Annotated in this window: 15 protein-coding genes and 2 pseudogenes; 4 read left to right on the top strand and 13 right to left on the bottom strand. The window is 60.0% G+C overall.

Annotated features, from left to right (window positions below; genetic code table 11):
• Positions 1-121 precede the first annotated feature (121 nt).
• From EOA79_RS05510 to EOA79_RS32655, 7 genes and pseudogenes are all read right to left on the bottom strand, one after another.
• Positions 122-883, bottom strand: a complete 762-nt coding sequence (locus EOA79_RS05510) for a hypothetical protein (RefSeq protein ID WP_091595760.1) — start codon at positions 881-883, stop codon at positions 122-124.
• A gap of 2 nt (positions 884-885) precedes the next feature.
• Positions 886-1,113: a hypothetical protein gene (locus EOA79_RS05505; protein WP_091595762.1), complete on the bottom strand. Its 228-nt coding sequence runs from the start codon at positions 1,111-1,113 to the stop codon at positions 886-888.
• A complete protein-coding gene (locus EOA79_RS05500) occupies positions 1,106-2,038 on the bottom strand; it encodes a cupin-like domain-containing protein (RefSeq protein WP_126092613.1) in 933 nt (310 codons plus the stop codon). The genes EOA79_RS05505 and EOA79_RS05500 overlap by 8 nt, the downstream gene beginning before the upstream one ends.
• Before the next feature lie 2 nt (positions 2,039-2,040).
• Positions 2,041-3,069 (bottom strand): hypothetical protein, encoded by a 1,029-nt coding sequence (locus EOA79_RS05495; RefSeq protein WP_091595766.1) that lies wholly within the window; start codon positions 3,067-3,069, stop codon positions 2,041-2,043.
• A 457-nt stretch (positions 3,070-3,526) separates the two neighbouring features.
• Entirely contained in the window at positions 3,527-4,087 is a 561-nt protein-coding gene (locus tag EOA79_RS05490; protein WP_091595768.1) for a hypothetical protein, read from the bottom strand.
• An 883-nt stretch (positions 4,088-4,970) separates the two neighbouring features.
• Positions 4,971-5,165, bottom strand: a pseudogene (locus EOA79_RS05485) (transposase); the annotation flags it as partial.
• Positions 5,166-6,410: 1,245 nt separating this feature from the next.
• Positions 6,411-6,548 carry a hypothetical protein gene (locus tag EOA79_RS32655; protein WP_164746654.1) on the bottom strand — a complete coding sequence of 46 codons (138 nt, stop codon included), beginning with the start codon at positions 6,546-6,548 and terminating at the stop codon, positions 6,411-6,413.
• A gap of 256 nt (positions 6,549-6,804) precedes the next feature.
• Here EOA79_RS32655 and EOA79_RS05475 point away from each other — a divergent pair, with 256 nt between their 5' ends.
• Positions 6,805-7,059 carry an AlpA family phage regulatory protein gene (locus EOA79_RS05475; protein WP_091595894.1) on the top strand — a complete coding sequence of 85 codons (255 nt, stop codon included), beginning with the start codon at positions 6,805-6,807 and terminating at the stop codon, positions 7,057-7,059.
• Here the strand turns inward: EOA79_RS05475 and EOA79_RS05470 are convergent.
• On the bottom strand, positions 7,040-8,293 hold the full coding sequence (locus tag EOA79_RS05470) for a site-specific integrase (RefSeq protein ID WP_091595769.1): 1,254 nt from the start codon (positions 8,291-8,293) through the stop codon (positions 7,040-7,042). The two genes, EOA79_RS05475 and EOA79_RS05470, sit on opposite strands and share 20 nt — an antisense overlap.
• 24 nt (positions 8,294-8,317) lie before the next feature.
• On the opposite strand from EOA79_RS05470, the gene EOA79_RS32650 reads away from it, so the two are divergent.
• Complete coding sequence (locus EOA79_RS32650; RefSeq protein ID WP_164748119.1) at positions 8,318-8,500, top strand: hypothetical protein; 183 nt, start codon at positions 8,318-8,320, stop codon at positions 8,498-8,500.
• A gap of 111 nt (positions 8,501-8,611) precedes the next feature.
• Here the strand turns inward: EOA79_RS32650 and guaA are convergent, their stop codons facing one another.
• The 4 genes from guaA to EOA79_RS05450 all read right to left on the bottom strand — a co-directional run bounded on the left by guaA (position 8,612) and on the right by EOA79_RS05450 (position 12,824).
• A complete protein-coding gene (gene guaA, locus EOA79_RS05465; RefSeq protein ID WP_095825772.1) occupies positions 8,612-10,168 on the bottom strand; it encodes a glutamine-hydrolyzing GMP synthase in 1,557 nt (518 codons plus the stop codon).
• Between the two features lie 173 nt (positions 10,169-10,341).
• Entirely contained in the window at positions 10,342-10,980 is a 639-nt protein-coding gene (locus tag EOA79_RS05460) for a 5'-methylthioadenosine/S-adenosylhomocysteine nucleosidase (RefSeq protein ID WP_095825773.1), read from the bottom strand.
• Between the two features lie 3 nt (positions 10,981-10,983).
• A complete protein-coding gene (locus tag EOA79_RS05455; protein ID WP_066989431.1) occupies positions 10,984-11,442 on the bottom strand; it encodes a PaaI family thioesterase in 459 nt (152 codons plus the stop codon).
• A gap of 92 nt (positions 11,443-11,534) precedes the next feature.
• Positions 11,535-12,824, bottom strand: coding sequence for an RsmB/NOP family class I SAM-dependent RNA methyltransferase (locus EOA79_RS05450; RefSeq protein ID WP_095825774.1), 1,290 nt, complete (start codon positions 12,822-12,824; stop codon positions 11,535-11,537).
• Between the two features lie 331 nt (positions 12,825-13,155).
• Here EOA79_RS05450 and EOA79_RS05445 point away from each other — a divergent pair, with 331 nt between their 5' ends.
• Entirely contained in the window at positions 13,156-13,833 is a 678-nt protein-coding gene (locus tag EOA79_RS05445) for an MIP family channel protein (protein ID WP_095781890.1), read from the top strand.
• A gap of 127 nt (positions 13,834-13,960) precedes the next feature.
• On the opposite strand, the pseudogene katG reads toward EOA79_RS05445, so the two are convergent.
• Positions 13,961-16,159 (bottom strand): annotated as a pseudogene (katG, locus tag EOA79_RS05440) (catalase/peroxidase HPI).
• A 152-nt stretch (positions 16,160-16,311) separates the two neighbouring features.
• Between katG and EOA79_RS05435 the strand changes: the two are divergent.
• Complete coding sequence (locus tag EOA79_RS05435; RefSeq protein WP_095825776.1) at positions 16,312-17,220, top strand: hydrogen peroxide-inducible genes activator; 909 nt, start codon at positions 16,312-16,314, stop codon at positions 17,218-17,220.
• Positions 17,221-17,545 lie beyond the last annotated feature (325 nt).

Below are 17,545 nucleotides of genomic sequence, written 5' to 3'. Positions count from 1 at the left end.
TGACTCCCCGCGGTTCGCAAGCGAATTTTCATCCAGGAGGTCGACAGATCTAACGGCGCGGGTCAACGGCGAAGGCGACCTGAATAAGAGCGTGCCTGCCAACACGATCCCCACGGAGCAATCACCGATCCCTAACTAGGGACGTCGCAAACCCTCCAGCCCTCTGGCTACCCAATTCGCGCTCTGTGTATGCGGTGAACTGTAGCAATCTCTGCCAAAAGAGTTCTTCAACCCGAGTCGAGGCAAATTCTTTGGACAGTTCTCCGATGCGTCTTGCAGTGTAGCGGATGTGGCTACACTCGTCGCCACTTAACTTGCATAGCGTTCGACCCAGCATGTCTAGGTTACGGTGCGGGCAATATGCCTCGAGCACGGGCTCCAACAACTTCTGGTGAATGCGGGTCCTCACCTCACCGAGGTTCACCTGAATCAAATAGTCGAGCACCCTCCAGGTTTCGAGGCTAGCGGCCTCGACCTGGCTGTGCTGCATGGGGGGAAACTGGGTCTCAACGGCCCCGCGCACATTATCTGGCAATGCGTCTGGAAATACCAGATCGGCGAGACGAAGGTACATTCGGCAATGACCTGCCTCATCCTCGACATGCTGGCTCAGATCGTCAACAAGCCCGGCACTTGTGCAAGCGTTGGCAATCTTCGCTAAGTCGCGGGAACCCTCGCCCTCTTTGATCGCATTCGAGACAAGCGACTGCAGCACCCATACCGGGTTCTCAATATGCGACCTAAAACTGTTGCCGTAGTCGGCGAGGAAGTATGGCGGCACGTGACGTGCAACAGCGTCGCCAAACAGCCGAAGGTAGTCGCGCGTTGCTATGTCGCCTTGTTCGTCAAGGGCAGTTTCAACAAAACGCGCGACGTAGTCCATTGTCATTTTTCAACTTCGAGCGGGCCATTGCAAGCGATAAAAGGGGCCATGCCGTCCTTGAAGGGTGAACTGCTGATACCGATTATCCCTGCGTTGATGGCAATGTTGTCGACCTTCAGGGTTGTCCCATCGACATAACCGGAAATGCGTATGCCTTTACCTCCAGCGAGGGACCTGAGGGCCTTAGCTTGATCTTCACTCAGTTCGAAGGAAAGCGGTGCTTCAGACATAGTCGAAAACTCCTTTGCCATAGAATTCACTGAACGCCGTTATAATTGCAAATCTTGCGATGGGAGACAATTGCAAAAGGACACGCTTCAAAGCAGAAGCGCCGCCAAACTCTTCAAGGTCAGCCAAGAATGTCCTAGTATCCGCCACAACGATTGCAGGACGCTCCCAACGCTCTTGCCCAACGCTGTAAATGATCTCTGCCAAGTGGTTATCGAACCACCAACGCGACACCGAAATGCTAACTGAGAGGGATTGGACGTAATGCCAGTAACTGGGAGGGATATGCAGGAGGTCGCATGGACCGACGATTGCATGACGTAACGACGGCACGCGTTGCCAGACATTGGGGTCCGTCGGCGAGGCATCGCAATGGTGCCCTCGCACTGTGGCGCCGTCCGTGAGCGCGAAGGTATCCCGTGGGTGGCAGACTGCAACATATTTCCACCCAAACAACTGAATGAAGTAATTATGGTTCGTGACGTAGTCGTTGTGGTTATCTTGATGAAAGGTTTGCACCGTTCCTGGCGGACCGATCCATATGTTGTCGAAGTATGCCGGCTCGCGTGATCGAGGTGAAACAGGCAATCGATGCGCGATGTCGACGAAGGACGCGTCACTCTGCCTGAGATAAAATTCAGTTGTGTCGAGACCAGCGAGATAATCGCCCAATCTCTGTTGCGCCCGGAGGTTCCGCCATCGTTCCTTATGCTCGAGCGTGACCAAGCGCGTCCCATGCCGTGCCGCGATACGCTGGGGTGTGAGGAGGGCAGCAAGTTCATCCAGAGCGGAAACGTCTCGCGACACCCAGGGAGTTTCCATCAGCTCTGCTGCGCACTTCATTCCGATGATGGGGATGCAACCTATTTCCCGAAATCTCACATCGGGACAAACGTATGACAAGTCTGGAGGAGCCGTCTGCAACATCCTCAGCCTCCAAGGGCAGCAACATATCCGCTTGGCAACTGGTCAGCATCGAACGCGGTCCAAGGGATATGATAGTGCACTCGGCTAAGATCCGACTGCCCATTTGCTTGCCATCGTTCCCGATGGGCTGCCAAGGTGCCGGCAAATTCGAGGCCCAGATCACCGAACACGACTATGTCGCGGCCGTGATAAAGCGCGCCCGAGCGGCGCTCGCTATCGATGAGACCGAAAGAGTAGTGTGTGAGGTCGAATGTACGCTCGACGCCTAGGTTCACAGCGCGGAAATTCGGTTCAGCGCCAAAAAGGTAGCTCCGGAATGCCAAAGAATCCAAAACAGGGTGACCAAAGCCTCGGCCCTTTTCAATATGCAAGAAGGACTTCGGTCGCGGATCAATAAGCTTTTCAAGCGGGATGTACCATGTGTCCTCATCTGCAATGGAACCGGTTGTAGGGACGGACACGGACATCCTAGCGCCGACCGTGAGTAGTCCTTTCTCGGTTGCTAGGAAGATCGTAAAGCAGTCCCCGCCACCCGGAATCGCTACAGGCATAGCGAGCATGCCTCCCGGCACCCGCAACGCCTCGCGAAGCAGTCGCGGGATGCCACGAAACGCAGAAGTGGCTATTATGACGTCGAAGAGACCCAGCTCGGGTAGTCGATCGACCCAATCACCTAATTGCACGCGCACACCAGAAGTGCCGATGAGGGCGCGCTGTGATTGATCGAAGAGGTCGGGAATAATCTCGCAACCAAATATCAGTGGGACGTCTCCTTCCCTGCCGGCTAGCAAGGAGAGTACTGACACCAGATAACCAGTTCCTGTTCCAATTTCGTATATGCGCTTCCCCCTCAGATCGCCGAGTTCTCTGATTATCCACCTAAGAAACGTTCGATCCGATATTGCTGAGAGAGTTGTCCCATCTGCGTCTGAGAACGTTCGAATAGGACCATCAAAACGCTCATGCCCCCTCGGGGCAAATCGCGCTATGTCCACCCCCGCGAAAGCGGCGTTGATGTCAGTATCGCCCATGGCACTAGGTTTAGCTAATTGATCTTACCTTAAGCTAATAGAGAGCGTCAGTTCGCACCGCGATGCAAGCACTTTTGCCAATACTAGTCTCCAGCTATCCATTTCAGTTGAACCCACATTCCATGCCTGTTCATGGCGCGACCGCGACGGCGCGCGTTGTCAACCGAAATGTCTGCTTCCGGGCAGAGGTAAAGTTCGCCTCTATGGCCGACACGAGGCGCAAAAGCTGCCAGGCGGCGTTGGGCCGTTGCAGGTTGGCAGTTTTAAGGCACAAATAGTCGGAAACGAACGTTGAGGCACCCCGCTAGGCATAGTCGTGACCTGACCCAAAGCTACCGTTTCGGCCAACACGGAAAAGCCCTCCAAAAGGGCCTCGCACTCAGTTCGCCATAGGCCGATTGCAGTGCGACGAATAGATCGCTTGCTGCGCTCAAACCCGGCTACAGCGAGAAATTCGCTACTGGTGCGGCATCGTGATGCCGGCCGCGGTCGGCGGCAGCGTGGTCGGTGCCTGCCAATTAACGTCGACTTTGCCCGACGCGGTCAGCCCTTGCGGGAGAAAGGCGGCCTGATCGAGCCTAACGACAAGGACGTAGTCACGGCGCTGTCCTGTCGGTGTGATCTGGATCGACCCCTTCTGTCCCAGCGTTGTAGGGATCTTGCCCTTGGTCAGTTCCAACTTGAACCACAGGGGGACCGTACCTGAAAACACCGGCGTGACGACATGGGCGAGCATGTAGATCGGCTGCGTGAGCCGCACATGGTAGGTTGTGCTGTCGCCATTGGGCGTATCAAGCGATGTCGACCCCGTCGCCGACTTCGCGCCCAAGGTAACCAGCGCGCCGCCGATTGGAATGGTGCCGCTTATCTTGCAGAACTCTACTTTGCCGCCGACCACTAAGCCGGCAAGGCCAAGTGTATTTTGAATGCGAAAAGCGAGGCCGTCATTCTCATTCCAGCTGTGATCGATATGATCGACGTGGAGCGCGCCGTAGAAAGCTTCGTTGAATGCCGGCACAACCTCGAAACCAATGCGACCTGGAAGCGGCCAAGGGCAATCGGTCCAAGTTCGAGCGATATAGCCCGAGTAGCCGTACGATTGATCGTCATCGTGCGATCGTTAAATCCAAGATTGTTGAATGCCTCGATCGTGTCTTCGATTGGCCTTCCGTGACGTCGAACTGGACATCCTGGCCTGCGCGCCCGCGGTACGGTGCCGCCATTCTTGAAGTGACCAGTGTAGCGCTCGCGGGGAAATAGGAAGCCATCGCTGCCGATTTAGTATTTCTGAAGGTCGGATTATAGTCTTTGCAGGCCATCTCGCTCAGAATAATTCGCGGCGGAGGGCACGTAGCAAAGATGGGTTCGCAAGCTCGATCAACGGCATCTTCTCTGTCGAAACGCCAACAGTGACGCGCAGTAGAACCGCGAAGGCGTGACGAACGAGATCGAGAGAGTGATCGTCGGCCCAATAGTCGCTGGACGGTCTCTTGCGCGTTCTCGCCCAAGTTGGTGGCACGCCATGAGCGATGTCATTCCTGATCGCAAATGCAAGACTGGCCGCATTGGACCATGTCTGAAGAAGGGTGCGCTCGTCTCCCGCTGGCAGCGGTTGACGCGAATGTTTCAAGCATCCCGATCAAATCAGAGATCATCTTCGCGTCGGTCTCGGGTCGAATGCCCTTTGGATTGACGCCCTTGAGCTTCCACAACGCCGCTCCAGGTGATGTTCGATGCTGGCGGCGAAGATGATGATCGGCGCAATGCGCTGGCCAACCAGCGGCTTCAACCCAAGCCGCTCTTCGAGGGTATCGGCCCTTCCATAGGTCATTCGCGATCTCGCGACACCTTGCCCGGACGGGGCGGACCATACATTTTTGCGGCAGCATCCTTCAAGATCCATTGTCGAGCATCCGCTCCGCCGGCAGCTTCTTGAGCCGCGCGTTCTCGTCCTCCAGCGCCGTCAGGGGACGGGCGTCGGACAATTCCATCCCGCCAAACTTCGCCTTGAACTTATAGAAGGTCGCTGCCGAAATGCCGTGCTTGCGGCAAAAGTCCGCCGTATTCGCACCGAGAATGTCTCGGGGCTTGAAGATCGATCAATCGAACCAACGTTGTGGATAGGTGGCAGAGCGGTCGATTGCGCATCCCTGATAAGGAGGTGGACCTTCATCGGTCTCGTGGGTTCGAACCCCGCCCTGAATTAGAAAAGCCCGCTCCTGGATTCAGTCGAGCGGGCCCTTAAAGGCTATTTTGTTTTCGGCTATGGTCCGCGGGTCACTTCGATGTCGACCGTCCGGATGGGCCCATTTCCCTTGCGTTTTGGCCCTTCGACATTCTGCTGTTTGAAGACATTGGAAACATCATTTCCGTTTGACCCTCAACCCGCTTGCGGCCAAGCTTTTGTGGCGAAACAGCCGGCTGTCTTCCTACTTCCGGAAGATCTATCATCCCCCAGGCGTTCGACGGGCGTCTTCTAAATCTGGACTTTAGGAACTTGCTTTGAGCGCGGGCCGACCTCACCCTCGGATGCAGCCTCTCTCAGCATCGGTGCCGTTGGTGGATCAAGGCAAACCAAAACGCCAATCTCTGCGCTCTCCAGTTTGTGGATGGCGTCGACGCCAACGTGCAGTCCACCTTTTCGGACACAACCAGTTCGCCGGAAACCAAACTCCTTGGCGCTCTTCTGAATGAGGCCAAAACTGCTTCATGTCTGTCAAACCGGCGCTATTTCTTTTTTTTCACCCTTTGCGTAAGAGCGGATCCCGCGACCGATTTGACTGCCTTTGAGGAGCTGTTAGAACGAAGCAACTTGGATGCCGTCGAAGCAACTTTCTTGCTCGTAGTCTCATTGGGTTTCTTCGCCATTGGTTTTCCCCGCGCGGTTGAGTCGGAGTAATACGCATTGTGATGCGTCTGCAATCAACTGCCGGAGAGCACTGTCCCCAACTTTCATTTTCCAACACTCGGTCCGGTTCCGCAAACAACCAAGCGGAGCAGGAACTATGCTCGCCTTCATTGCCTTTCACCTTTTGTCGGTCGGCATCGGCTGTTCTGCCGTCCTCCGTGATCAGCCACGCTAAGGCACGCAGGAATTCGAAATATGCGAGCACATCTTCGATGAAGATGTTGGCGATGCAACGTTTCTCATCACAGTATTTGACAAGGTAGCCGTTGCGACCGCCGAGCCTGCTGCCGTTTAACCAAAGACCAAGTCTCGCTGTCCATGTCGGCAATCTCTCATGATTGGTGAGATCGGCGACGGCGTAACTGCGAAGCCGGCGGCGCTTCGCGTCCTCGGCTGTGAGCGTGATCTCGCGGCGCTTCGCCTCCGCCGCGATCTAGCCGCGCCGGCCGATTAACGCGTCAATTGGCGCAAGGTCATTGTCAGCGCGCAGCTTGAGATATTCGAGCATCGAGAAGCCTGCAGCAAGGATCGCCTGTCGGACCTTATGCAGCGCCTGCTCGATGGATCCCATTGGTGGTGCGGTCCTGACATAATCCGCAGTGAAATGCCCTTGAGTCTTCACGTCAGTAGGCGAGGATACGTGGTCGCAATTGAGGGCTGTACGAAACCTCGAAAAGTTGCGCGATTGTTGGCCAGTAAGGCAATCCATCCCGGTCACGCAAATGGTCAAACGGCAGCAGTCTTCCGAGGTCGATAAATTCAAGGGCATCGAAATTGGGCAGCCGGATCCACTTCTGGTTCTACCACACATCGCGTCGCGTCGAGTAGTGCGAACTGTTCGCCGGTCGCAGCTGCGAGAAATCGTTCCCCTGTCTGATACGACCGTCTATGAGATGGAACAGCGTGGCGAGTTCCCACGACGCTTCAATCTCACCGCCCGCTGTGTTGTTTGGGACTTGGCAGAAGTCGAAGCGTGGATCGAGGAGCGGCGGAATGCGTCATCTGTCGGAAAAATCAAGACCAAGCCTGCGCCTGACGTAAGACTACGAAAGGCAAGACCCGTCAAATCGGATCAAGGATAACCGCTGCCTCTGCAGGCGGCTGGAGTCTGGGCGTGTGCTTTTTGCCTGCCGCCCACGCATCGACCATGTCCGCCCATTCCTGCAGCATATGACGACGCTGCGGCTCATATTCAGCTCTGTTGTAGACACCTCGAGAGGACCGCCTGTCGTCGTGGGCAAGGCATTTCTCAATCCAGTCGCGATTAAATCCGATCTCGTTCAGGAGTGTTGAGCCGGTGCGCCGAAGGTCGTGCACTGTGAAAGGCGCGAGCGGAAAGTCTTGCTGCTTTGCCCGCTCGACAATCGCCGCGGTTACCCGATTGAACGTCGCGCGCGACATGGGCTCATCGGCATCGTAGCGGGACGGCAGCACATATCGGGAGTTCGCCGCACAAGTCTTGAGCGCGATCATGATATCGAGGGATTGCTGTGACAGGTAGACGTTATGCGGCTTCTTCCGCTTCATTCGCTCTTTTGGGATGCTCCAGACGGCGTTCTCGAAATCGACCTCGTCCCAAGTCGCCTCGAGTAGTTCACTCTTTCGGACCATCGTGAGCAGGATGAACTTTAGGCCGACCCGAATCGTCGGCAGCGTCGGCACGTTTTCCAACTCTTTCAGCATTATCCGGATTTCTGCAGGCGACAGAGCGCGGTCTTTCGCCTCGAACGTGGCAATTGAGGCTGGTCCCACCTCGTCCGCAGGGTTGGCGATCTTCTCGCCGTGCAGAATGGCGTAGCTATAGATCTGCTTCACGACATCGCGGATATGGACGGCGGTTGCCGGCGCACCACGATCCCTCACCTTTGCGCAGAGCGCCCGCAAGTCGTCAGGTGTTATTTCGGTTAGGAGTCTTTTTTCCCAAATCGGCAAAATGTCGCGATCGAAAATAGCCTTGCGCATCGAGCGGGTGCTATCCGCCATCTTCGCTTCCTTTAACCAGCGCTTGCCTTGATCCCCGAAGCTCGCCGTGCCTGACAGGCGACGCTTCTCGCGCTGCTTTTCTTGCGCCGGCGACTTTCCGGCTGCCACCATTTTTCGCGCGGCAAGGCAGCGGTCGCGTGCCTCTGCCAGCGTGAGACCTCCGTTCCCATATCGGCCCAGCGTCACAGTCTCTCTCCGACCATTGGTCCGGTAGTCGTACCGAAACGCAATCTGCCCAGTCGGAGACACCGCAGCGTACATACCGTCACGGTCGGCAACTTTGTACATTTTGTCTTTCGGTTTCAGCCGCTTAAGGGCAATATCTGTTAACATAATGACAGAGGATCGGATCACAACTTGGGTTTCTCGGCCGCCAATTTTACCGTCATTAATTTTTACCGTCAACTGTTAGGAACGATCATTGTATTTCAATGCTTTGATGGGCAAGAAGTGAGTGCGCTTGCAATCGGCGGGACGACGGTATTGCATGGCAGGAAAGAGAACGCTGAAACGCATGCCGTCAAATTTACCGCCAAATGATTCCGCTTCCAGGCGATAGATGGCGATAGATGCAGTAAGGAAAACACACTTATTTCAGAGGCTTATACAACTCTGATCGATACTTACCGAAAGCTAGCTAATGATGCACCTTTATTCCCATTCGATGGTGCCCGGGGGCTTCGACGTAACGTCGTAAACGACGCGATTGATGCCTTTCACCTCGTTGATGATGCGGGTGGCGGCGGCGCCCAGGAAGTTCATGTCGTAGTGGTAGAAATCGGCCGTCATGCCGTCGACCGATGTGACAGCGCGCAGCGCGCAGACGAATTCGTAGGTGCGGCCGTCGCCCATTACGCCGACGGTCTGCACCGGCAAGAGCACGGCGAACGCCTGCCAGATGGCATCGTAGAGGCCGGCCTTGCGGATCTCGTCAAGGTAGATGGCGTCGGCCTCGCGCAGGATCTCCAGCTTCTCGCGGGTGATGCCGCCCGGACAGCGTATGGCAAGGCCAGGACCCGGGAACGGATGGCGGCCGATGAAGCTTTCGGGCAAGCCGAGCTCTCGGCCCAGCGCCCTCACCTCGTCCTTGAACAACTCGCGCAGCGGCTCGACCAGCTTCATGTTCATGCGTTCGGGCAGGCCGCCCACATTGTGATGCGACTTGATCGTCACCGACGGGCCGCCGGAGAAGGAGACGCTTTCGATGACGTCGGGATAGAGCGTGCCCTGCGCCAGGAAGTCGGCGCCGCCAAGTTTCTTCGCCTCTTCCTCGAACACCTCTATGAACAGGCGGCCGATGGTCTTGCGCTTCTTTTCCGGATCGCTCTCGCCTTCCAGCGCCGAAATGAAGCGGTCGGAAGCGTCGACCAGGATCAGCGGCAGGTTGTAATGCTGGCGGAACATCTCCACCACGCTTTTCGCCTCGTCCTTCCGCATCAGGCCGTGGTCGACGAGGATGCAGGTCAACTGATCGCCGACCGCCTCGTGGATCAGGAGCGCAGCGACCGAGGAATCGACGCCGCCTGATAGCGCGCAGATCACCTTGCCCTTGCCGACCTGCTTGCGGATCGCCTCGACCGCCTGCTCGCGATAGGCAGCCATGGTCCAGCCCGTGCTGAGGCCGGCGATATGGTGGACGAAGTTGCTCAGCAGCTTCGCGCCGTCCGGGGTATGGACGACCTCGGGATGGAACTGCACCGCGTAAAACTTCCGTGCCTCGTCGGCAATCGCTGCGAAGGGCGCGCCGGTGGAGGTGCCGACGATCTTGAATCCTTCCGGAATGGCGGTGACGCGATCGCCGTGGCTCATCCAGACCTGATGACGCGTGCCCCTGGCCCAGACACCGTCGAACAGCGCGCAGTCGTCCTCGATCTCCAGGAAGGCCCGGCCGAACTCGCGGTGATGGCCGGCCTCGACCTTGCCGCCGAGCTGAGCGCACATCGTCTGCTCGCCATAGCAGATGCCGAGCACCGGAATGCCGGACGAAAAGACCTCGTCGGGCGCGCGGGGCGAGCCGATGTCGACGGTCGAGTGCGGACTGCCCGACAGGATGACGGCCTTCGGCCGGATGCGGCGGAAGCCCTCCGCGGCTGACTGGAACGGAACGATCTCGCAGTAGACCCCGGCCTCGCGCACGCGCCGCGCGATCAGCTGCGTGACCTGGCTGCCGAAGTCGATGATGAGAACGGTGTCGGGATGTGTCGTCATGGCGAGCCTTTAAAGAAAGAACCGATTCGGCGCAATGGTGCGCGTTGCGGCGTTCGGTCCTTGCCAAAACGCCTAAAGCGCGTCGCGTCGAACGGGCCCAGGCGACGAGCTTCAAGTTTCATCTGATGCATGTCGTTCTCCCAAAACCGCTGCGCACTTTTGGGCGACATGCATTAAGTAAGGCCGATCGCGCCGGACGCAATCGCCTGCTCTAGCAGACCTATCGCCGCCGCCAGCTTCTCGTCGATGACGTGCAGATACTCGGTCCAGTCGCCGACATGCCTGAGATCGACCGCGCCGTCGGAAATACCGCGCAGGCCGATCAGCGGCACGCCGAACAGCTGGCAGGCGCGCAGGCAGGCGAAGGTCTCCATGTCGACCATGTCGGCGTCGATCGCGTCATAGGCGGCCCCGGTGACGATGGCGCCTCCGGTCGACAGCGTCGCGGTCCTGATGCCGGGAATGACGAAGGGCAGCGGCACCGTCACGGGCAGGTCGAGGAACGGCGTCGCGCCCTTCGCGAAGCCGAGCGGCGAAGCGTCGATGTCGCGGTAACTCACCGACACGGCCTGGTAGATTTCGGTCTGTTCGAGCGTTCGGCTTCCCGCGGAGCCTAGCGACACGACGAGATCCGGCAGCGCATTCTCGGCCTTCAACGTGGCGAGCTCGGCGCCGAGGCGCACGGCGGCCTCGACCGGGCCGACGCCGGTCATCAGCGGCGTGAACCGCTTTTTGAGATGCGGACCGTATTCGGCCTCGGCCGCCATGACGAAGAGGACGGATTTTTCCCCTAACCGCGCAACGCTGGCCATGGATCACCCCTCGATGCCGTCGCGGCCAACCACCGTCATCATTGTGCCGGTCATGGTGGCGATCAGCTTGGCCTCGCCATCGGCGGCGAAAGCATAGGCCTGGCCGTCGGCAACAATGATGGTGCGGCCTGGCTTGGTCACCGAGCCGCGGAACAGGAAGCGCTCGCCCTTCCCCGGTGCGAGCAGGTTGACCTTGAATTCGATGGTCAGCACGCTGGAATTCTGCGGCATCAACGAGAAGGCGGCATAGCCGCAGGCCGAGTCCAGCGCGGTCGAGATGACGCCGGCATGCAAGAAGCCGTGCTGCTGGGTGAGCGAAGGGGCATAGGGCATCTCGATCTCGATGATGCCGGGCGTGACCAGCGTCAGCTCCGCACCGATGGTGGCCATGGCCTTCTGGCGGGCAAAGGAAGTCCTGACGCGATCCTCATAATCGGGAGCGGGTACGATTTTGGCTGCCATGGCCTTCGCCTCATTTTTGCTGGCGAAGCTTATTGCAGAGGCAGGCAGGACAGGCAATCTTTATGTTGCAGCGCAGCAAATGCCGGCCGCCCTCATGCGGCCCTGCGCAGGGCGTGGAAATAGAACCCGTCAGTGCCACTGAGCGCCGGCGACAGTGAGATGCCACCGGCTTCGCCAATACGCGCAGCGCCCTCGTGGCCGGGGAAACGGCCGTCCCAGAGCTGGCGGTGGTCGACCGGCGCAAAATCGCCGTGGCGCTCGCGGAAGGCGGCGACCTGCTCGCCGTTTTCGGCATCGAACACCGAGCAGGTGATGTAGACGAGCAGCCCGCCGGGCTTCACGAAAGCCTGCGCCATGTCGAGGATCGCCTGCTGCTCACCTTTGCGGGCATCGAGCTGTCTGTCCGTCAGCCGCCACTTGGCGTCCGGGCGCCGCCGCCAGGTGCCGCTGCCGGTGCAGGGCGCATCGATCAGCACGAGGTCCATGTGACCGGTGAGCGGCGCGAGTTCCGCAGGCTTGCTGACGACCTGGATGTTGCGGCTGTGCGCGCGGCGGATGCGCTCGAAGATCGGCGCCAGCCGGACCTTTTCCGCATCATGGGCGAAGACCTGGCCGCGATTGTCCATCTCTGCCGAAAGCGCCAGGGTCTTGCCCCCGGCGCCCGCGCAATAGTCGAGCACCTGCATGCCTGGCTCGGCGCCGGCGAGCGCTGCTGCAAGCTGCGAGCCCTCGTCCTGCACCTCGAACCAGCCTTTCTGGAAGGCGGGCTCGGCCTGGACGTTCGGATGCCTGCCGTCGCCATTGATCGGCGGGATGCGAATGCCGTGCGGCGCGATTGCGGCAGGTGCTGCACCGGTGCCCTGGAGTTCCGCCAGCACCTTGCCGCGGTCTGCCTGCAGCGCATTGACCCTGAGGTCCAGCGGCGGGCGCATCGCGAGAGCCGCGCCCTCTTCGACCCAGTCATCGCCATAGGCGTGCTCGAGAAGCGGCGCGCACCAGTCCGGAACATCGGCCCGCACGGCATCCGGCGCATCGGCGAGCCTGCCGGAGGCTGCCGCTTTCAGTTCGGCGGCGCTGAGCAGCGGCGGCGCGAATTTGTCGCCGTCGAGAGCGTCATTCAGCGACCGCGCCGTCGGGCCCCATTCCAGCAGCAACGCGCCGAAGCCGATGGCGCGCGGCGTCTCCTCGCCGAAGAGCCAGCCGGCCGAGCGCTTGCGGCGCAGCGCGTCGTAGACGATGTTGCCGATCGCCGCGCGGTCGCCGCCACCGGCAAAGCGGTGCGACAAGCCCCAGTCGCGCAAGGCGTCGGCCACCGGCCGATGCCGCCGGCCGATGTCTTCAAGCACTTCGATGGCCGCCGCCAGCCTTCCGCCCAGTCTCATTCCTGCTTCCGTCTATCGTTGCTTCCAGCCCTGCTCTTAGAGCCTTTCCGGCTCCGATTGAAACACTTCTCTTGCGGTGAAGCCAAAACGACCTGTCCCATGCCATCGTCCATGCAACAGGCGGAAGGTTCTTTTGCGGCAGTCGGCGGTCAGCGGATAACAAGAAAAACGCCTCGCACATGAAACTTCTCTAATGTCTTGACTGGCGGATGCAAAGCAAGACCACTGGCTTAACACTCAGCTTTCCAAGTTTTGCCGGCAGGAATACTCTTTCGCCTGTGATTCGCGACGCGGAAAACGCGTTTTGGCGGATCCCTATGAGGAGAGGGCAATGAAGACTTATCTGGCAGAAGTTCTAGGCACGTTTCTGTTGGTGTTCATAGGCACGGCCTCCGTGGTCACGGGCGGCTTCGGCGGCGCGCTGCCGCTCGGACAGGAAGGGATCGGCCTGGCGTTCGGCATCGGCCTGATCGCCGCGGCCTATGCGATCGGCCCGATCTCGGGCGCGCATCTCAATCCGGCGGTGACGCTCGGCGTGTTCCTTGCGGGGCGGATGCCGGCGAGGGAAGTCGTGCCTTACTGGATCGCGCAGATCATCGGCGCCATCATCGCTTCGCTGGCGCTGTGGATCATCGTCACCGGTCAGGCCGGCGGCCACACCGGGGGCTTCGGCGCAAATGGCTGGGACGAGGCGAAATGGGGCATCAGCTCGGCCTTCCTGTGGGAGCTGATCGGCACCTTCACCTTCGTCACCGTCATTCTCGGCGTCACCAACGCCAAGCACATGACGGCCTTTGCCGGCCTGGTGATAGGCCTAACGCTGGCAGGGCTCCACTTTGCCATGATCCCGGTGACGGGCACTTCGGTCAATCCGGCGCGCTCGATTGGCCCGGCGCTGTTTTCGGGCGGCGCGGCGCTCGGCCAGCTCTGGCTGTTCATCGTCGCGCCACTGATCGGCGGGGCGATCGCCGGCATCGTCGCCAAGACTGGCATCTTCGAAAAAGACTGATACGTAATGCAAAAGGCGCGGGCATGAACCCGCGCCTTCTCTTTGGGAGGATGAGACCTTTCAGTTTCGCTCCGTGCGCTTTAGTTGCCTTTATCCCGAAACCGGTTCCCGCTCTCGGGAGACATGCTTACTTTGCGACCAGTTCGAAGCGGTCGAGATTCATCACCTTCGTCCACGCCTTCACGAAGTCCTTGACGAACTTCTGCTTGGCATCCGCCGAGCCGTAGACCTCGGCCAGCGCACGCAATTGCGAGTGCGAGCCGAAGATCAGGTCGGCGCGGGTGCCGGTCCACTTGACTTGCTTGGTCTTGCGGTCGCGCGCCTCATAGACCTCATCCGAGTCTGGCTCGGAGCCGGCCGCCGGATCCCAGATGGTCGCCATGCTGAGCAGGTTGATGAAGAAGTCGTTGGTCAGCGTGCTCGGCGCCAATTATGGCGGCTCAAAGCACGGCGTGTTCACCGACAGGCCGCCGACCAGCACCGTCATTTCCGGCGCCGTCAGCGTGAGGAGCTGCGCACGGTCGACCAGCATCGCTTCGACGGACATGGGCAGCCTGCCGCGGACATAGTTGCGGAAGCCGTCGGCCCTCGGCTCGAGTGCCGCGAAGGATTCGACATCGGTCTGCTCCTGCGAAGCGTCCATGCGGCCTGGCGTGAAGGGCACGTTCACCTCATTGCCGCCGTCCTTCGCGGCCTTCTCGATCGCGGCGGCGCCGCCGAGCACGATCAGGTCGGCGAGCGAGATCTTCTTCTCACCAGCCTGCGCCGCGTTGAACTCCTGCTGGATGGCTTCGAGCTTCGCCAGCACCTTCGAAAGCTGGGCCGGCTGGTTGACTTCCCAGTCCTTCTGCGGGCTGAGACGGATGCGGCCGCCATTGGCGCCGCCGCGCTTGTCCGAGCCGCGGAAGGTCGAGGCCGAGGCCCAGGCAGTTGAGACCAGTTCAGGAACCGTGAGGCCGGAGGCCAGGATCTTCGCCTTCAGCGCGGCGATATCCTCTTCGCTGACCAGTTCGTGGTCGATCGCCGGAATCGGATCCTGCCAGATCAGCTCTTCCTTCGGCACGAGCGGGCCGAGATAACGAACCACCGGGCCCATGTCGCGATGGGTGAGCTTGAACCAGGCGCGGGCGAAAGCGTCGGCGAACTGGTCCGGGTACTGGTGGAAGCGACGCGAGATCTTCTCATAGGCCGGATCGAAGCGCAGCGCGAGATCGGTGGTGAGCATGGCCGGAGCATGACGCCTGGAGGGATTGTGCGCGTCCCGAACCGTGCCGGCGCCGGCGCCGCCCTTCGGCGTCCACTGATTGGCACCGGCCGGGCTCTTCGTCAGCTCCCATTCGAAGTTGAACAGGTTGTCGAAGAAATTGTTGCTCCATCTGGTCGGCGTCGTGGTCCAGGTGACTTCCAGGCCCGAGGTGATGGCGTCGCCGGCAATGCCGGTGGCATGTTTGCTCGACCAGCCGAGGCCCTGCGCTTCGATGCCGGCACCTTCCGGCTCCACGCCCACCAGCGAGGCATCGCCGGCGCCATGGGTCTTGCCGAAGGTGTGGCCGCCGGCGATCAGCGCCACGGTCTCTTCGTCGTTCATGGCCATACGGCGGAAGGTCTCGCGGATGTCGCGGGCCGCGGCGACCGGATCCGGCTTGCCGTTCGGGCCTTCCGGGTTGACGTAGATCAGGCCCATCTGAACGGCGCCGAGATGGCCCTGCAGTTCACGGTCGCCGGAATAGCGCTGGTCGTCCAGCCACTTCGTTTCGGAGCCCCAATCCACGTCCTGCTCCGGCTCCCACACGTCGGCGCGGCCGCCGGCGAAGCCGAAGGTCTTGAAGCCCATCGATTCCAGCGCGACGTTGCCGGCAAGGATCATCAGGTCGGCCCAGGAGATCTTGCGGCCGTATTTCTGTTTGACCGGCCACAGCAGCCGGCGTGCCTTGTCGAGATTGGCATTGTCCGGCCAGCTGTTCAGCGGCGCGAACCGCTGCTGGCCGGCACCGGCGCCGCCACGCCCGTCGCCGATGCGATAGGTGCCGGCACTGTGCCAGGCCATGCGGATGAAGAGCGGTCCGTAATGGCCGAAATCGGCCGGCCACCAGTCCTGCGAGTCGGTCATCACATGGTGCAGGTCCTTGATCACGGCATCGAGATCGAGGCTCCGGAATTCGGTGGCGTAGTTGAAATCCTCGCCCATCGGGTCCGAGAGGTTCGACTGCTGATGAAGAACGCCAAGGTCGAGCAGATTCGGCCACCAATCCCGATTGGTCCTGCCGGCGGATCCATGCGCCACGGGGCATTTGCCAGCGCTGTTGTCGTCGGTTTTCGCGTCCATCTTACTCTCCAGGGTTTTGATTTTTCCGAGATTGATTCTGCGCAGATTTCGGGGCCGGCCAGCGGCCGCGCCAATCTGGAATGATTCCAGCCTAGGCCGGCTTGGCGATAAAGACAAATTGCCTTTCCTGTTCGTTTTGATAAGCTTTCCTTATGATCGGCCTCACCGTGCGACAGATGCTTTATTTCGACGCGCTGGCGCAGACGCTGCATTTCGGCCGCGCCGCGAAGCTTGCCGGCGTCAGCCAGCCGGCGCTCTCCGCCCAGATCGCCGAAATGGAAGAGCGGCTGAACTGTCTTCTGTTCGAGCGCGGCGGCAAGGCGGTGCGGATGACGGACGAAGCACTTGTGCTGCAGCCGCGCATCGAGCGCATTCTTGCCGATATACGTGACGTCGAGACAACCGCCCGGCGCGGCCGCCCTGCGATGGAAGGCCGCTTCCGGCTGGGCATCATTCCGACCGTAGCGCCCTATCTCCTGCCGTGGGTCCTGCCGGAACTAAAGAAGCATTTCCCGGGCCTGCAGCTCGAACTGCGCGAGGCGGTGACGGCATCGCTGGTCGAGGACAATGTCTCGGGCAAGCTCGACGCTTTCATCGCCGCGCTGCCGCTCGACTATCCGGGGCTTGTCACGGAAGAGCTCTTCCCGGACCGCTTCTTCCTTGCGGTGCCCGCCGGCGATCCGGCTTTCGCCTCGCCGCCCGTGCCGCCGGAAAGCCCGGCGCTGGAACGGCTGATGCTGCTCGAGGAAGGTCATTGCCTGCGCGAACAGGCTCTGGCCGTCTGCGGCAATGTTCGGCCGGTGGCGATGGCAAGCTATGGCGCCACCAGTCTCACCACGCTCTTGCAGATGGTGGCGCATGGGCTGGGCGTGACGCTGGTTCCGGAAATGGCGGCAAACGCCGCCGGCGTCATGCCGGACCTCAAGATCGTGCCGTTCCAGGAGCCGATGCCGCAGCGCATGATCTGCCTCGCATGGCGGCGCAACAAGGTGCGCCAGGACGAATGCGTGGAACTGGCAAAGATCATACGGGGATTGGATCATGCGGTGCTGGCGAGCTGACCCTGGTTTCTGAGCTTTGCCCAATCCCAGTTCTCAGCCAACGCCCGTATCGGAAGCTTCTGCTGCTTACCGGAGCTAACGCTGCCCGCTTCGAAAATCCGATAGTGCGGGTCCCAACCTCGAGTTCTCTATCCCTCGTTCGATTGCAAGCCTTCACGGCACAAATATGAGAAATACGTAGGTAAAGAACACCACAATATGAACCATTCCGGTCAGGAATGTCGTTCTTTCGGTGCTGAAGCTTACGCTGCAAATGAAAAGCGCCAGGGCCAAAAGTACCGCATCAGCCGCCGGAAGCCCAAGGGTCAACCCTCGGCCTGTCAGC

The sequence above is a fragment of the Mesorhizobium sp. M1A.F.Ca.IN.020.03.2.1 genome, from assembly GCF_004023205.1.
GTDB lineage: Bacteria > Pseudomonadota > Alphaproteobacteria > Rhizobiales > Rhizobiaceae > Mesorhizobium.
This window is presented reverse-complemented; position numbering and strand designations above follow the sequence as displayed.

What these genes read in the sequence shown, in the direction of transcription:
- EOA79_RS05510 (WP_091595760.1), bottom strand. Translation starts at nt 883, where the DNA reads ATGGACTACGTCGCGCGTTTTGTTGAAACTGCCCTTGACGAACAAGGC.
- EOA79_RS05505 (WP_091595762.1), bottom strand. Translation starts at nt 1,113, where the DNA reads ATGTCTGAAGCACCGCTTTCCTTCGAACTGAGTGAAGATCAAGCTAAG.
- EOA79_RS05500 (WP_126092613.1), bottom strand. Translation starts at nt 2,038, where the DNA reads ATGTTGCAGACGGCTCCTCCAGACTTGTCATACGTTTGTCCCGATGTG.
- EOA79_RS05495 (WP_091595766.1), bottom strand. Translation starts at nt 3,069, where the DNA reads ATGGGCGATACTGACATCAACGCCGCTTTCGCGGGGGTGGACATAGCG.
- EOA79_RS32655 (WP_164746654.1), bottom strand. Translation starts at nt 6,548, where the DNA reads ATGGGATCCATCGAGCAGGCGCTGCATAAGGTCCGACAGGCGATCCTT.
- EOA79_RS05470 (WP_091595769.1), bottom strand. Translation starts at nt 8,293, where the DNA reads ATGTTAACAGATATTGCCCTTAAGCGGCTGAAACCGAAAGACAAAATG.
- guaA (WP_095825772.1), bottom strand. Translation starts at nt 10,168, where the DNA reads ATGACGACACATCCCGACACCGTTCTCATCATCGACTTCGGCAGCCAG.
- EOA79_RS05460 (WP_095825773.1), bottom strand. Translation starts at nt 10,980, where the DNA reads ATGGCCAGCGTTGCGCGGTTAGGGGAAAAATCCGTCCTCTTCGTCATG.
- EOA79_RS05455 (WP_066989431.1), bottom strand. Translation starts at nt 11,442, where the DNA reads ATGGCAGCCAAAATCGTACCCGCTCCCGATTATGAGGATCGCGTCAGG.
- EOA79_RS05450 (WP_095825774.1), bottom strand. Translation starts at nt 12,824, where the DNA reads ATGAGACTGGGCGGAAGGCTGGCGGCGGCCATCGAAGTGCTTGAAGAC.
- EOA79_RS05445 (WP_095781890.1), top strand. Translation starts at nt 13,156, where the DNA reads ATGAAGACTTATCTGGCAGAAGTTCTAGGCACGTTTCTGTTGGTGTTC.
- EOA79_RS05435 (WP_095825776.1), top strand. Translation starts at nt 16,312, where the DNA reads ATGATCGGCCTCACCGTGCGACAGATGCTTTATTTCGACGCGCTGGCG.